This window comes from Escherichia sp. E14S1 (assembly GCF_004211995.1).
Lineage (GTDB): Bacteria > Pseudomonadota > Gammaproteobacteria > Enterobacterales > Enterobacteriaceae > Escherichia.
In genome coordinates this window covers 49314-64024 of record NZ_RHJQ01000004.1, presented here as the reverse complement: position 1 = coordinate 64024, position 14711 = coordinate 49314, and the positions used below count along the sequence as shown (strand labels likewise).

13 protein-coding genes and 1 pseudogene are annotated in these 14711 nt (G+C 51.3%); 6 read left to right on the top strand and 8 right to left on the bottom strand.

Features of this window, described 5'->3' with window-relative positions:
* Positions 1-6: 6 nt before the first annotated feature.
* A pseudogene (locus D9734_RS23690) lies at positions 7-114 on the top strand (hypothetical protein); the annotation flags it as partial.
* 51 nt (positions 115-165) lie between these two features.
* Here the strand turns inward: D9734_RS23690 and D9734_RS04990 are convergent.
* The 7 genes from D9734_RS04990 to D9734_RS04955 form a co-directional block, all read right to left on the bottom strand.
* A complete protein-coding gene (locus D9734_RS04990; RefSeq protein WP_130205820.1) occupies positions 166-522 on the bottom strand; it encodes an MmcQ/YjbR family DNA-binding protein in 357 nt (118 codons plus the stop codon).
* A gap of 3 nt (positions 523-525) precedes the next feature.
* Entirely contained in the window at positions 526-942 is a 417-nt protein-coding gene (locus D9734_RS04985; RefSeq protein WP_130205818.1) for a secondary thiamine-phosphate synthase enzyme YjbQ, read from the bottom strand.
* Positions 943-1052: 110 nt separating this feature from the next.
* Positions 1053-1766: an acid phosphatase AphA gene (gene aphA / locus D9734_RS04980; RefSeq protein ID WP_130205816.1), complete on the bottom strand. Its 714-nt coding sequence runs from the start codon at positions 1764-1766 to the stop codon at positions 1053-1055.
* A gap of 339 nt (positions 1767-2105) precedes the next feature.
* Positions 2106-3299, bottom strand: coding sequence for an aromatic amino acid transaminase (gene tyrB / locus D9734_RS04970; protein ID WP_130205814.1), 1194 nt, complete (start codon positions 3297-3299; stop codon positions 2106-2108).
* A gap of 253 nt (positions 3300-3552) precedes the next feature.
* Positions 3553-4632: an alanine racemase gene (alr, locus tag D9734_RS04965; protein WP_130205812.1), complete on the bottom strand. Its 1080-nt coding sequence runs from the start codon at positions 4630-4632 to the stop codon at positions 3553-3555.
* Between the two features lie 52 nt (positions 4633-4684).
* Positions 4685-6100, bottom strand: coding sequence for a replicative DNA helicase (gene dnaB, locus D9734_RS04960; RefSeq protein ID WP_130205810.1), 1416 nt, complete (start codon positions 6098-6100; stop codon positions 4685-4687).
* Between the two features lie 70 nt (positions 6101-6170).
* On the bottom strand, positions 6171-7205 hold the full coding sequence (locus tag D9734_RS04955) for a LacI family DNA-binding transcriptional regulator (protein WP_130205808.1): 1035 nt from the start codon (positions 7203-7205) through the stop codon (positions 6171-6173).
* 255 nt (positions 7206-7460) lie between these two features.
* Between D9734_RS04955 and D9734_RS04950 the strand changes: the two genes are divergently transcribed.
* From D9734_RS04950 to D9734_RS04930, 5 genes are all read left to right on the top strand, one after another.
* Complete coding sequence (locus D9734_RS04950) at positions 7461-9032, top strand: CoA-transferase (protein WP_130205806.1); 1572 nt, start codon at positions 7461-7463, stop codon at positions 9030-9032.
* The gene (locus D9734_RS04945) at positions 9025-9804 is read left to right on the top strand and encodes an enoyl-CoA hydratase/isomerase family protein (protein ID WP_130205804.1); all 780 of its coding nucleotides are present in this window, start codon (positions 9025-9027) and stop codon (positions 9802-9804) included. Before D9734_RS04950 ends, D9734_RS04945 begins: the two co-directional genes overlap by 8 nt.
* Positions 9805-9881: 77 nt before the next feature.
* Positions 9882-11111: an Nramp family divalent metal transporter gene (locus D9734_RS04940; protein WP_165383269.1), complete on the top strand. Its 1230-nt coding sequence runs from the start codon at positions 9882-9884 to the stop codon at positions 11109-11111.
* Between the two features lie 10 nt (positions 11112-11121).
* On the top strand, positions 11122-13158 hold the full coding sequence (locus D9734_RS04935; protein WP_130205800.1) for an FAD-binding protein: 2037 nt from the start codon (positions 11122-11124) through the stop codon (positions 13156-13158).
* 105 nt (positions 13159-13263) lie between these two features.
* The gene (locus D9734_RS04930; RefSeq protein WP_130205798.1) at positions 13264-14247 is read left to right on the top strand and encodes a quinone oxidoreductase; all 984 of its coding nucleotides are present in this window, start codon (positions 13264-13266) and stop codon (positions 14245-14247) included.
* Between the two features lie 163 nt (positions 14248-14410).
* On the opposite strand, the gene pspG is transcribed toward D9734_RS04930, so the two are convergent.
* Positions 14411-14653, bottom strand: coding sequence for an envelope stress response protein PspG (pspG, locus tag D9734_RS04925; RefSeq protein ID WP_000891404.1), 243 nt, complete (start codon positions 14651-14653; stop codon positions 14411-14413).
* Between the last annotated feature and the right edge of the window lie 58 nt (positions 14654-14711).

Sequence of the window (14711 nt, the reverse complement as noted above, 5' to 3'; positions counted from 1 at the left end):
GTGCGCTTTGTTCTTGCCGGATGCGGTGTGAACGCCTTATCCGGCCTACAAAAACATGCAATTTCAATATATTGCATGGGTTACGTAGGCCTGATAAGCGTAGCGCATCAGGCAATTTTGCGTTTGTCATCATTCTCAGGCCGCTTGCTGAACGGTCTTTTCCTTTCAGAATTGCACCAGCAATTTACGTTTTTCTTCCGGCAGCAAATTCACCGCCTGCTGATACGACGCATCGACCAGATAATAGATTTGCGAATCCGGCAACGAGCCGTCGAGATATACGGTGCTCCAGTGCGCTTTGTTCAGATGCCGACTGGGACGAACATCGCTATGCTGCTGTCGCAAAAGCTCGGCCAGCGCAGGGCTGGTTTTCAGCGAAACCGCTGGGCGATTTTCCACTTCTTTCACCATCGCAAACAGCACATCTTCCACTTTGATTTGCGTTGCTTTCCAGTCACTATGCACACTCTGTTCTGCGCCTGGTTTTGCCATGCAATATTGTAGCAACTCCGAAATGGTCATTTTTTACTCCCCTTGTAGTGTCGCGATAATGCGACGCGAACCGCCGTGGATGCGATGTTCCCCAAGCCATATTCCCTGCCAGGTGCCGGTCTGAATACGCCCCTGATGCACTGGCAATACGAGCGATACCCCCAGCATCGAGGATTTGATATGAGAAGGCATATCGTCTGCCCCTTCATAGTCATGCTCATAGTTTCCGTTGTCGGGAACGGTGCGGAGAAAAAAACGCTCCATGTCATAGCGTACTGTGGGGTCGCAATTCTCATTAAGTGTCAGAGAGGCGGAAGTGTGTTGCAGCAACAGGTGCAGTAAACCGACATTAACACGCGGCATATCAGCTAGTTGAGTCAGGATTTCATCCGTTACCAAATGAAACCCACGAGATTTAGCGCTAAGCGTGAGCGTCTTTTGAAACCACATGTGCTGCTCCTTGATAAAACTCTCTTAATCAGTTTGCAGCAAGACAGCGAAAGGATAAAGGTGCGATTAAAAAAACAGCATTCGGGAGAGTCAGGCGCTCTCCCGACTTATCAGTATTCTGAATTGATGATCACCTCTTCATCGAATGCACCCGCTTGTGGCAAGGGTTTGTAGGTGGAGTTGGAGGCTCGCAGAATGCGGATGCCACGGATGCCAACATCACGTGCAGCGGTAATATCGTTATCGGAATCACCATAAAAAATTCGGATATTTTTATCCTGTAGCCACTGCGTTTTTGTATTTTGTCCTGCTTTATCGCCCGCAAAAATCACCGGGTTCATACTGGTTGCAGGAATGTGAAAGTCATCAGCCAGCGTTTTTGACACTGTTTCAGTTTTCGTAGGGCTACGACCTGTCACAAAGAAAATGGTGTCGCCACGGCGGACATGCATATCAATCAGCTGACGCGCGACCTCTTTTGGAATACTAAATTCATCCCAACCGTTGTTCATCTTTTCCCAGAATGCTGGGTTTTTTAGATAATCTTCGCTTTCTGGCGAGAACGTTTTTTTGCCGCGCCAGAATCCAGGGCTGGAAAACAGAACAGTGTCATCAATATCAAACCCAACAGCCATCTGTGGGCGTCCTGCCAGACTGTTCTCAATTTGGGCGACTGAAACCCAATGAATTGGTGCCTGTTCAGCGAGTTTGGCTACGTTAGTACCCGGATTAAGCGGTGAAGGTGATGAGGCCAGGGCAACAGCGGAACTGTTTAGAGCGAACAATAAGCAAACGGCACTCAATGCCTGTGTGATCTTGCGCATATTTTTCCCTAAATAGTCAGTAAGTTAAAACTTTTTATTGTGAGATTTGTTGAAAAAACCATCTGACCATAACGCCAGCAGCGGAGGAAAGGAAGGATTATCTGCGGTTTTGTTAGAGAAAGGGAGCAGGATCACATGAGAGAAGTTCGTGTTTTTTAATAGCTTAATGTCTATCCATGGAGTAGGTATATCCATTTAGTCCGTGGTTAATATCGCTTACCAGAAGTGAGCGGCTTTATATGAGGGGCAGAATATTTCTTTCTCTCTATTCTCAATGATACTAATTATATCAACAAGTTAAAATTGAGCAGGCGGCTGTTCAACCACCTGCTAACGACATTACATCACTGCTGCAAACGCCTTCGCCACGCGATGCACATTTTGCGCATTAAGTCCGGCAACACACATGCGGCCGCTGGCAATCAGGTAAACACCAAACTCTTCACGCAGTCGGTCAACCTGAGCAGCGCTTAAACCGGTATAACTGAACATGCCGCGCTGCTTCAGCAGATAACCAAAATTGCGTTCTGGCATCTCTTTACTCAATACCTTCACCAGTTCCTGACGCATCGCCAGAATACGGGTACGCATTTCTTCCACTTCTGCCAACCAGCTAGCTTTTAACGCCGCATCATTCAGCACCGTAGCCACCACCTGCGCACCAAAATTCGGCGGGCTGGAGTAGTTGCGGCGAACAGTTGCTTTCAACTGCCCCAGTACGCGACCTGCGGCTTCGGCATCTTCACACACCACAGAAAGACCGCCGACACGCTCACCGTAGAGGGAGAAAATTTTCGAGAATGAATTGCTCACCAGAGCAGGTAATCCGACGCTGGCGATCGCGCGAATGGCATAGGCATCTTCTTCCATACCGGTACCAAATCCTTGATAGGCAATATCGAGGAATGGGATAAGCTCGCGTGCTTTGAGAATTTCAATCACCGCATCCCACTGGTCGTTGGTGAGATCGGCGCCCGTTGGGTTATGGCAGCACGGATGCAGCAGCACAATGCTGCGGGCAGGTAATGTTTTCAGCGTCGCCAACAGGTCATTAAAACGCACGCCGTTAGTCGCTTCGTCATACCAGGGGTAAGTATTCACTTCGAATCCAGCCCCAGCGAATATTGCTACGTGGTTTTCCCAGGTAGGATCGCTGACCCAGACGCCTGATTCCGGGAAGTAGCGTTTCAGGAAGTCAGCGCCTACTTTTAATGCTCCCGAACCACCGAGCGTCTGAATGGTCGCCACACGCTGTTGTTGTAGCACCGGATGGTCAGCGCCAAACAGCAGCGGCGAAATGGCATGGCGATAGCTGTTCAGCCCTTCCATCGGTAAATAAAGCGAAGCGCCATGAGGTTGTGCATTCAGACGCGCTTCCGCTTCCGCGACAGCTTTTAGTTGCGGAATAATCCCGTCTTCGTTGTAGTACAGACCGATACTCAAATTCACTTTGTCGCTGCGAGTGTCTTCTTTAAAACGCTCCATAAGCGAAAGAATCGGGTCGCCAGCATAGGCGTCAACTTTTTGAAACACGCGATGGTTCTCCAGGTTTACGGGCAGGTGGTTAAAACACAATAAACCGGAAGATGGCGAAGATCGAGAGGATGTTCAGCGACGAACGGCAATTAACCAGAGGGTAAGACTGATGACAAACGCAAAACCACCAGAAGCATGACGTTTATCAGGCCTATGCGAGAATATCAATTTATTGAATTTACAAGATATTACGTGCCGGATAAGGCATTCACGCCGCATCCGGCACAGACAATCAACTATTACAGAACGATTAATCCACGTATTTCATCGCGACCCTTGACGTCAGGCGCGTGATAAGTTCGTAAGCACTCACTTTTGTTATTTCTGCGATACGCTCTACGGGCAAACCTTCACCCCATAAAATGACCTGGTCCCCGGCTTTATCCTGCGCCTGTGGACCTAAATCTACGCAAATCATATCCATCGCCACGCGACCAACAATCGGCACTTCACGACCATTAACCAGCACTGGCGTACCGGACGGCGCGGCGCGCGGGTAGCCATCGCCATAGCCCATCGCCACCACGCCAAGGCGGGTATCGCGCTCGCTAATCCAGGTGCCGCCATAGCCTACCGGTTCACCCGCTTTATGCTCACGCACGGCAATCAGGCTGGAGGTCAGAGACATCACTGGCTGGCAACCGAAATCAGCACCGGTGGAGCCATCTTCCAGCGGTGACACGCCGTAAAGAATGATGCCCGGGCGCACCCAATCAAAATGCGACTGCGGCCATAACAAAATTCCACCCGATGCGGCGATTGAACGCTTGCCGGGTTTGCCTTCGCAAAAGGTATTGAAGATATCGAGTTGTTTCTCAGTCGAGCCGCATTTTGGCTCATCAGCGCGAGCAAAGTGGCTGACAATATTCACCGGCTGACGGACGTTTTTACATTGCGTAAGACGTTGATAAAACGCCTCAGCTTGTTCCGGTAAAACGCCCAGTCGGTGCATACCGGTGTCGAGTTTCATCCAGACGGTAACTGGCTCCTCCAGACTGGCCTCTTCCAGAGCAGCAAGCTGTTCTTCGTTATGCACGGCGGTATGCAGATGTTCAGCGGAGATCGTCGGCAGATCGTCTGCTTCAAAAAAGCCTTCCAGTAACAATATAGGTTGCGTGATGCCCCCTGCTCTAAGCCGCAGGGCTTCTTCGAGACGGGCTACGCCAAAGGCGTCGGCATCAGGAAGCGTTCGCGCGGTTTCAAGAAGACCGTGACCATAAGCGTTCGCTTTCACCACCGCAACCAGTTTACTGGCGGGGGCCAGTTCACGCAGACGTTGCAAGTTGTGTCGCAGAGCGCGGCGGTTAATCACTACAGTTGCCGCTTGCATTTGTATTCCTTGATAAGTGTTTGCTTTAATTACCTAATACATAAAATAATTATTATTCGTCATCGTACTGCGGCCCCGCGTAGTTGTCGAAGCGCGACCATTGACCGTTAAAGGTCAGGCGTACCGTCCCGATTGGGCCGTTACGTTGTTTACCGATAATAATTTCCGCGATGCCTTTCAAATCACTGTTCTCGTGATAAACCTCATCACGATAGATAAACATGATCAAGTCCGCATCCTGCTCGATGGAGCCGGATTCACGCAAGTCGGAGTTGACCGGACGTTTGTCGGCACGTTGTTCCAGAGAACGGTTCAACTGGGACAGGGCCACCACCGGCACATTCAGTTCTTTTGCCAGCGCTTTCAGCGAGCGGGAGATTTCCGCAATTTCCAGCGTACGGTTGTCGGAAAGTGACGGCACACGCATCAGCTGCAGGTAGTCGATCATGATAAGCCCGATGCCGCCGTGCTCACGGGCAATACGACGCGCGCGCGAGCGCACTTCCGTTGGCGTCAGACCGGAGGAGTCATCAATATAGATGTTACGTTTCTCGAGCAAAATGCCCATCGTGCCGGAAATACGCGCCCAGTCTTCATCATCCAGTTGCCCGGTACGGATTTTGGTCTGGTCAACGCGCGACAGCGATGCCAGAGAACGCATCATAATCTGTTCCGATGGCATCTCCAGCGAGAAGATAAGCACCGGTTTATCCTGCAACATCGCCGCATTTTCGACGAGGTTCATCGCAAATGTCGTTTTACCCATCGACGGACGCGCCGCGACGATAATCAAGTCCGACGGCTGCAAACCGGCGGTTTTTTTGTTGAGATCGTCATAGCCGGTGTTTACCCCGGTGACGCCATCGTGCGGCTGCTGGAACAGTTGCTCAATACGCGCCACGGTAGCGTCGAGCACATCGGCGATGTTCTTCGGCCCTTCGTCTTTATTGGCGCGACTTTCGGCAATTTTAAAGACGCGGGATTCAGCAAGGTCCAGCAAGTCTTCACTGGTGCGCCCTTGCGGATCAAAACCAGCTTCGGCAATCTCGTTAGCAACTGAGATCATCTCACGGACAACAGCACGTTCCCGCACGATGTCAGCATAAGCGCTGATGTTCGCCGCACTTGGCGTATTTTTTGACAGCTCTGCCAGATAAGCGAAACCACCGACGCTATCAAGTTGCCCCTGGCGCTCCAGCGATTCCGCCAGAGTTATCAGGTCTATCGGGCTACCACCTTCCTGCAAACGCGCCATTTCGGTAAAGATATGGCGGTGCGGACGGGTGTAGAAATCGTCTGCCACTACACGCTCGGCCACATCGTCCCAGCGTTCGTTATCCAGCATTAAACCGCCCAACACCGACTGCTCCGCTTCGATCGAGTGCGGAGGCACTTTCAGCCCGGCAACTTGTGGATCGCGTTCGCGAAGCTCAGCCTGCTGTTTGTTGAAGGGTTTATTTCCAGCCATAGTGAATGGAGTTACCTGCTGTTAAAAAGGGATAGAGAGTATAGCGAGAAACAGTTTCTCGCTACAGCATTTAACGCCCCCGTCTTCCGGTAGAAGCGCGAATTTGCAGGGTTGGGCGATAGACGTAATGGCTGAGCGGTGCGTCTGGCTGCGCAATACGCCGTAAAATTTGCTGCGCCGCCTGTTTCCCCAGAGCCAATGGCTCTACCGCAATTGTGGTTAACGGCGGGTTACTGTAAGCACAAGCCGCCACGCCATCATTACCAATCAACGAAATATCTTCCCCGGCAAATAATCCTCTTTCGCCCAGTGCCGACTCCGCGCCAAAAGCCATTAAATCGTTATAACAAATCACCGCTGTGGGTGGCGAAGGCATATCCAACAGTTGTTGCATCAACTGGTAACCGTTGGCCTGAGTCGGTTCAGCGCGAAGCGAAAAAGCATCAGTGCTCCACGGCTGTAAATCATGATGGTTCATCGCCTCCAGGTATCCCTGATAACGCATATGGTGCGTAAGTCCCCCAATAAACACGATGTCTCTGTGCCCTTGTTGAATGAGATATTCCGTAGCTTCCCGGACGCCTGCGTGGCTGTCCACGCCAACGTAATCGACGGGCAATTGTTGCCAGTCCAGAGGGCGCATTGTGATTAATAAGGGTGTGGAACTGTTGGCATAACGCTGTAAATCGGCTTCTGAGGTGCTGTTTACTGGACAGAGGACAATGCCCGCGACGTGGTGTTCCAGCAAGGTATCAAGTACCTGTTTTTGCCGATCGCTACGCTGGGAGGTATTGGACATTACGGTGATAAAACCGTGCTCCGCCAGCGTGATCTCAAGGCCCATTGTAAATTCAGCGAAAAAAGGGTTGGTCAAATCATCAATCACCACGCCGATAGTCAGCGATTTTTGCGAACGCAGATTGGCAGCAAAACGGTTATAGACATAGCCTAATTGCTCAATGGCTTGCTGGACTTTTTGTTGCGTCTCTTTTTTGATAAGCGGACTGTCGTTGAGTACCAGCGACACGGTCGATTTCGAAACGCCAGCCGCACGTGCAACATCGGTTAATGTTACCCGCTTTCTTCCTGTATCCGACTTCGCCATGACTACTCCAACCCCCCATAAGATCAAGGCATTTACTTTATCATAATCTCCTTTTACTCATGCGATCCGTTAACGCCATGGATCGCAGGAGATCGTCGTTTCGATCACAGATTCATACTTCCCTTGTTGTATTTTTTGCACGCCAATCGTACAAATTACGCATAAATTAGATCGTTCCAATTAATTTATAATCACTATTATGTTGTTTTACATTGATATTTTTAATTATTTTTATATCGAAATAAGGAAATTATTATGTGCTCTGTACGCACGATCACTGCATCGGAAGCTGCAGATTTGATTGCTGATGGCGCAGTTGTCACCGTCTCCTCCTCCAGTGGAATGGGGTGTCCTGATGCCGTGCTGGCAGCAATAGGTGAACGCTTTCAACATGCCGGACATCCGCAAAACATCACCAGCATCCACCCTATCGCCGCAGGTGATATGTATGGCGTAAAAGGCATCGATCATCTGGCGCAATCGGGTTTACTGGCAAAAGTGATCGCTGGCTCCTACCCCTCCGGGCCATCATCAATGACGCCTCCGTTAATCTGGCAAATGATCAATGACAACGCGATCCCCGCCTGGAATCTGCCTTCCGGGATCTTATTTGATATGCACCGGGAAGCGGCGGCTCATCGTCCTGGCGTGCTGACACAAACAGGCATGGATACCTATGTGGATCCCCTGTTGCAGGGCGGCGCAATGAATGAAAAAGCGGCGCAACAATCTCTGGTTGAACGTGTTCGATTTGCTAACGACGACTGGCTGTTTTTCCCCAGCATCGTGCCCCAGGTAGCGATCATTCGCGCTACCACTGCCGATGAACGCGGCAACCTGACTTATGAACATGAAGGGGCTTATCTTGGGCCACTGGAACAGGCCACCGCCGTTCGCAATAACGGTGGCATCGTAATTGCGCAGGTAAAACGGCAGGTTGCCGCCGGAAGTCTGAAACCAAAAGAGGTGCGTATTCCGGGTGTACTGGTGGATTACATCGTGATTGAGCCGGAACAAACACAAACCACGCAAACACAATACGAACCTGCCATTTCCGGCGAAATCAGTCGTCCGCTGTCCGCCTTTCGTTATATGGAACATGGCCCGGCGCGGGTTATTGCCCAGCGAGTCGCGCAAGAACTACAAAGTGGAGATGCGGTAAATATTGGCTTTGGTATTTCTGCCAATGTACCGCGTATTTTACTGGAACAAGGTCGCCACGGTGATGTCACCTGGCTGCTGGAACAGGGCGCAATTGGCGGAGTTCCACTACTGGAATTTCAATTCGGCTGCGCCTCTAATGCAGAAGCATTTTTGCCCTCTCCCCAGCAGTTCACCTATTTCCAGGGCGGGGGTTTTGATCTCACTCTGATGTCATTTTTACAAATCGGCGCAGATGGCTCAGTAAACGTCTCGCATCTGCCTGCCCGTCCACATGTCACTGCCGGATGCGGTGGGTTTATTGATATCACTTCACATGCGAAGCGAATTATTTTCTCTGGCTTTTTCAATGCTGGTGCCCAGCTGCAACTGGATGATGGTCAGCTGCGTATCATTAAAGAAGGCAAAGCCAAAAAGCTGGTGCAAGAAGTCGCCCACGTGACGTTCTCCGGCAAACGCGCAATAAGACTCGGGCAGCAAGTGCAGTACATCACTGAACGCTGCGTTCTGGAATTAACACCAGACGGGCTACTGCTCACAGAAATTGCCCCTGGTATTGATCCTGAACGCGACATTCTCGCCCAAAGCGATACCCCACTCCGTCTGGCAGACGATCTCAAGCTAATGAATCCCCACTATTTTCAACAAGGACGTCACCATGAATAACGGCACTATTGACCTCCAGCGCAACGGTTTCATTGCCACTCTGGTGATTAATCGTCCGGCGAAACTCAACGCATTAACCCCGGAGATGCTTGAACAGCTGCTGACACATTGCCACACGCTGGAAACGGATTCGGAGATCCGCGTGGTTCTGCTGACCAGCGCCAGTGAAAAAGCGTTTTGTGTCGGTGCGGATATTCATCGCTGGACCTCTCTTTCTGCACTTGATATGTGGCGCAACTGGATCCGCCGCGGTCATCAGGCATTTGACGCTCTGGCACAACTGCCACAACCCGTAATCGCCCTGGTGCACGGACTGGCTTATGGCGGTGGTCTGGAACTGGCTGCTACCGCCGATATCCGTATTTGTAGCGCCGAGGCTCGGATGGCGCTACCAGAAACCGGACTGGCGACAGTGCCTGGCTGGTCAGGAACGCAGCGGCTGACGGCACTACTTGGGCGTTCACTGGTGAAAGAACTGGTATTTACCGGCGAACCACTAGATGCACAGCGTGCGCTGTCCTGCGGGCTGGTGAATCGTGTTGTCGCCAGGGAAACGTTACACGACGCCGGGCTGCAACTGGCACAACGTATCGCCCAACGTGCTCCGGTTGCTGTGCAGATCGCCAAGCAAGTTATCGATGCCGGAGAAGGTATTGCTGTGGCCTCGACGCTTGAAGCGCTTGCTGGCGCTTTTTCCGCCACTACTGAAGATGCTCGTGAAGGAAGTCAGGCATTCGCCGAGAAGCGTCTCCCGCACTTTCAGGCGCGCTGAAAGCCTCTTACAAGGAAAGAAAGATAATGAATATGACAACCTCTGTTCCCCAAACGCCTTCTTTATTCCGGCGAATAATGACAAAACTTGCGGCCTTTGCGCCTGGCATCTTTCTTATTGGCTACAGCATTGGGACAGGCAGTATCACCACTATGGCGAAAGCGGGTGCAAACTATGGCGTCTCGCTGATGTGGGCCGTGGCGCTTTCTTGCATTGTTACCTGGTTTTTAATCCGTATTTATGGTCGTTATGCTTCCGTCACAGGTGAACGCGCGCTGACTGCATTTCGTCGCCATATCCATCCTGGCGTTGCTATGTTGTTTCTGATCGGGTTAACCGTTGCCGTGAGTGGTTCCATTATGGGGGTAATGGGCATTCTGGCGGATGTAATGGCAACATGGTCCACGACCTGGTTTAGTGGCGGTATCTCAGCACTCGCCTGGGCTATCGCGATGGTCATTATGATTAACGTGATGCTCTGGACCAACAGCAACGCCGGGTTCGACAAAATCCTCTCCGCGCTGGTTGGCATTATGGGGCTGGCGTTTGTGATTAATTTTTTCATTATGATGCCGCCGGTCGCAGATCTGCTGGCCGGATTTATTCCGTCTGTTCCCGATCCTGTCGCTGGCGATAACAGTACGCCATTTCTGATAATTTCTGGCATGGTGGGTACAACCGTAGCGCCAGCAATGTTTCTTATGCGCACGACTCTGGTAAAAAGTAATGGTTGGGGTGTGGACAATCTGCCTCATCAAAATCGTGATGCCATTGTCAGTGCAGGAATGATGTTCATCATCAGTGCGGCGGTGATGGCTGCGGCTGCGGGTACGTTGTATCAAACTGGCACAGGTTTAAATAACGCCTCGCAAATGGTCATTATTCTCGAACCTATTGCTGGCTCGGCTGCCGTGGGACTATTTGTTATTGGTATTGTTGCTGCCGGGCTTTCCAGTCAGTTCCCGAATTTACTGTTAACGCCCTGGCTGCTGGCTGACTGGCGTGATACCAGCAACGAAGTTAGCCCAGGTTACCGTATCCTGATGACGGTTATGTCTCTGCTTTGTCTGGTTGTGCCGCTGTTCCACGCACGCCCGGTATTGGTGATGATTGCCAGCCAGGCCTTTAACGCCATTATTCTGCCGCTGACTGTTTTATGTATGTTCTGGCTGGCGAACAAGCCTTCGTTAATGGGCGAATATCGTTGCTCACGCTGGGAAAACGTCATGTTTATTGCCATAAGCGTATTTACGCTAATCATGGGCTATATGGCAATGAGCGGCTTAATCGAAAGTCTGATGAAATAGGTGGGACGCAATGATTGACGAAACGCTAACGGCGCTCACTGATATCAAAATGCCCCATTACGCACCGCTGGCTCAAGCCAGCGGTAGTATCGACCTTAACGGCGCCATTTTACCTGAGTACCGCTGCAACACGCTGGTGCTAGGCAGTGGTGCTGCCGGATGGCGAGCTGCCGTCGAGCTGAAACGGCAAAATATCGATGTCATGGTCGCTTCCAGCAAAGTTTTCTGGGGCACTTCCGCCTGTTCTGGTTCTGATAAACAAACTCTCCACACCGCCAATACCCGTGCAAATGGTGACCATTTTCTGGCATTAAGTGACACTCTGGCGGCGGGCGGTTCGATGGATCATGACACTGCCTATGTTGAAGCCGTCGGCTCAGTGAACACCTGTGAAGTACTGAAATATCTGGGTCTGGATCTGCCAGAAGATCTCTTTGGCGCAACGTTGCGTTATCAAACCGATCACGATGAGTTCGGTCGCGCCACCAGTTGCGGCCCACGAACTTCTCGCCTGATGGTTAAAGTTCTGGCTCTGGAGGCAATGCGCCTTAATATTCCTCTGCGCGATCACACAACGGCGATTCGTATCCTGACCCGCGGTGAAGGAGAAAACAGACGAGTCGTAGGGGTGATCGCTATCGATAAAGCCTGTCGGGATAATCCCTGGCGAATGATAGTGATTCGCTGCCAACATCTGGTTTTAGCCACGGGCGGGCCAGGTGAACTTTATCGTGACAGTGTCTATCCGGTGAACTGTTTTAGTGCGTTGGGCATGGCGTTGGAAGCAGGTATAAGCCTGGTGAATCTTACGGAGAGTCAGTTTGGTATCGGTACACCGCGCAGCCAATTTCCGTGGAATCTTTCCGGTACTTACATGCAAGCGATGCCGCGCATCTACTCGCAGGACCACTCCGGACGTCAGTATAATTTTCTGGCAGCTTATTACCCCACGACTCGTATGCTGGCCTCCGCGATATTTCGCAAAGGTTACCAGTGGCCGTTTCACGCGGAACGAATGCTGGAATATGGCTCCAGCCTGCTGGATGTCGCGGTGTATGAGGAGACACAAAAAGGGCGCGATGTTTTCCTCGATTTTCTGCGGGAACCCGAACCCGCAGCGGACGGAACGCCATTCAACCTGCGGGAACTGGATGATGATGTCATCGACTATCTGCAACAAAATCACGCCCTGCTGGCGCAACCGCTGGCGCGATTAACACAGATGAATCCTCTGGCTATTCGTTTGTATCAGATGCATGGTCATGATCTCACAGCCTCACCGCTAAAATTTACGCTAAACAATCAACATCTTAATGGCGGAATTGATGTTGATATTTGGGGGCGTACATCGCTAACTGGTTGTTATGCTGCCGGAGAAAATGCCGGAACACATGGTGTGACGCGTCCTGGTGGGTCGGCGCTCAATGCCGGGCAAGTTTTCGCCCGCCGCTGTGCATTGCATATTGCTCATCAGAAAAGTCTGGACCTCCCTCTCGAGAGGCAACAAATTCTCAGCACGATTAATGAGGCGCAACAGTTCCTGAATCAGGGGCTGCTGCGCGACGACGTGCGAGAAACGATACAAAATACCATGAGCCACCATGCTGCAATTTTGTGTCATACGCAGGGGATCAACACTGCCGCGCAAACCATAGCAACACTTTGTGAAGATATTCGCCGGGAAGGCATTCAAAGCGATGAAAACAGCCTCGCCCAATCTTTCCAGTGGCGGCAAAGTGCGCAACTGGCGCTGGCTGTACTGCGCTCTTTACAATGCTATATCGAAAATGGTGGCGGGAGCCGTGGCGCCAGGGCTGTCTATGATGGCGAAGCCGGTATCGCACCGCAAACGCCAGGTGGGCCACTCCTGACCTGGCGTTTTCGACCAGAAAATCAGGATGCCCGGCAATACATGATTTGTGTTTGTCTGGAGGCTAATGATTGCCATGCCTGGATTCGCTTGTGCCGTGAGCGGGGCGTATTAACGCTAACCAACTTTGAGCGCCAGTGGCAAAACTGGATTGCGGCGACGCTGTTTCAATACTGACCAGAGATATTCCGGGTTGTGACCACAGCCCGGAAAAAATCCCCGCGCGGCCCGGCGACTACTGTTAGGCTTAAAACAGATATGTCGCTCAGTAAAGGAGTTTAAATGGCAACACGCATCGAATTTCACAAGCACGGTGGCCCGGAAGTTCTGCAAGCCGTGGAGTTCACGCCTGCCGATCCGGCGGAGAATGAAATCCAGGTCGAAAATAAAGCCATTGGCATTAATTTTATCGACACGTATATCCGCAGCGGCCTTTATCCGCCGCCATCGCTGCCCAGTGGATTAGGCACAGAAGCGGCTGGCATCGTGAGCAAAGTCGGTAGCGGCGTGAAGCATATTAAAGCAGGCGATCGCGTGGTTTATGCACAGTCAACGTTAGGGGCTTACAGCTCTGTGCATAACGTCAATGCCGATAAAGCCGCAATTCTGCCCGCGGCGATCTCTTTTGAGCAAGCCGCCGCATCATTCCTGAAAGGCTTAACGGTTTATTATCTGCTACGCAAAACGTATGAAATCAAACCTGACGAACAGTTCCTGTTCCATGCGGCTGCTGGCGGCGTGGGCTTAATTGCCTGTCAGTGGGCAAAAGCCTTAGGGGCAAAACTTATCGGCACCGTGGGAACGGCGCAAAAAGCGCAAAGCGCCTTAAAAGCCGGGGCATGGCAGGTCATTAACTATCGCGAAGAGAATCTGGTCGAGCGGTTAAAAGAGATTACCGACGGCAAGAAAGTGCGCGTAGTGTACGATTCCGTGGGTAGAGACACCTGGGAACGCTCGCTGGATTGCCTGCAACGTCGCGGTTTAATGGTCAGTTTTGGCAACTCATCAGGCGCGGTGACGGGTGTGAACTTAGGCATTCTCAATCAGAAAGGCTCGCTGTATGTGACACGCCCTTCCCTGCAAGGCTATATCACCACGCGGGAAGAGTTAACTGAAGCCAGTAATGAACTGTTTTCTTTGATTGCCAGCGGCGTAATTAAAGTGGATGTCGCAGAACATCAGAAGTACCCGCTGAAGGATGCGCGGCGTGCGCATGAGATTCTGGAAAGCCGGGCGACGCAGGGTTCCAGCTTACTGATTCCATAAAGAAATTGGGCTTCCACCTGGGAAGCCCTTTCTTTTATAGTTCGGCTGTATGTAGGGTACAGCTCGATGAATTTGTTTGACGCGCAATAGTGACAGATTTGATTATCAATTCCTATTTTGTTCTAAGGATAAAACCTGAGGTTGTGATCATCCGCACAATCCCTTAGTAACGCCAGCGGTCATAACGCTGATATTTCGGCACTTTTGGTGCTTTAATCGCCTTGATCACCCACACTACCGCAATCGCCAACAGCAGCCACGGCAGCAACTTAATCATCAATGCCAGCATCCCACCGAGGAACATAATGGCCGTCGCCACAACCAGCGCAGCGATAATGCCCAGCAATGAAACGCCGGTGACCATCAACATGACAAAAAAGCCAATCACAAAAAGTAGTTCCAGCATGATGTTCTCCCAAAAATGAAATCTCTTGCTGGCTTTACAAGAATCATGCCAGAAATAA

Excerpts from the sequence above, each read along its gene's own strand:
- D9734_RS04930 (WP_130205798.1), top strand. The coding sequence starts at position 13,264 with ATGGCAACACGCATCGAATTTCACAAGCACGGTGGCCCGGAAGTTCTG.
- D9734_RS04935 (WP_130205800.1), top strand. The coding sequence starts at position 11,122 with ATGATTGACGAAACGCTAACGGCGCTCACTGATATCAAAATGCCCCAT.
- alr (WP_130205812.1), bottom strand. The coding sequence starts at position 4,632 with ATGCAAGCGGCAACTGTAGTGATTAACCGCCGCGCTCTGCGACACAAC.
- aphA (WP_130205816.1), bottom strand. The coding sequence starts at position 1,766 with ATGCGCAAGATCACACAGGCATTGAGTGCCGTTTGCTTATTGTTCGCT.
- D9734_RS04950 (WP_130205806.1), top strand. The coding sequence starts at position 7,461 with ATGTGCTCTGTACGCACGATCACTGCATCGGAAGCTGCAGATTTGATT.
- pspG (WP_000891404.1), bottom strand. The coding sequence starts at position 14,653 with ATGCTGGAACTACTTTTTGTGATTGGCTTTTTTGTCATGTTGATGGTC.
- D9734_RS04945 (WP_130205804.1), top strand. The coding sequence starts at position 9,025 with ATGAATAACGGCACTATTGACCTCCAGCGCAACGGTTTCATTGCCACT.
- D9734_RS04955 (WP_130205808.1), bottom strand. The coding sequence starts at position 7,205 with ATGGCGAAGTCGGATACAGGAAGAAAGCGGGTAACATTAACCGATGTT.
- D9734_RS04940 (WP_165383269.1), top strand. The coding sequence starts at position 9,882 with ATGACAAAACTTGCGGCCTTTGCGCCTGGCATCTTTCTTATTGGCTAC.
- D9734_RS04990 (WP_130205820.1), bottom strand. The coding sequence starts at position 522 with ATGACCATTTCGGAGTTGCTACAATATTGCATGGCAAAACCAGGCGCA.
- dnaB (WP_130205810.1), bottom strand. The coding sequence starts at position 6,100 with ATGGCTGGAAATAAACCCTTCAACAAACAGCAGGCTGAGCTTCGCGAA.
- D9734_RS04985 (WP_130205818.1), bottom strand. The coding sequence starts at position 942 with ATGTGGTTTCAAAAGACGCTCACGCTTAGCGCTAAATCTCGTGGGTTT.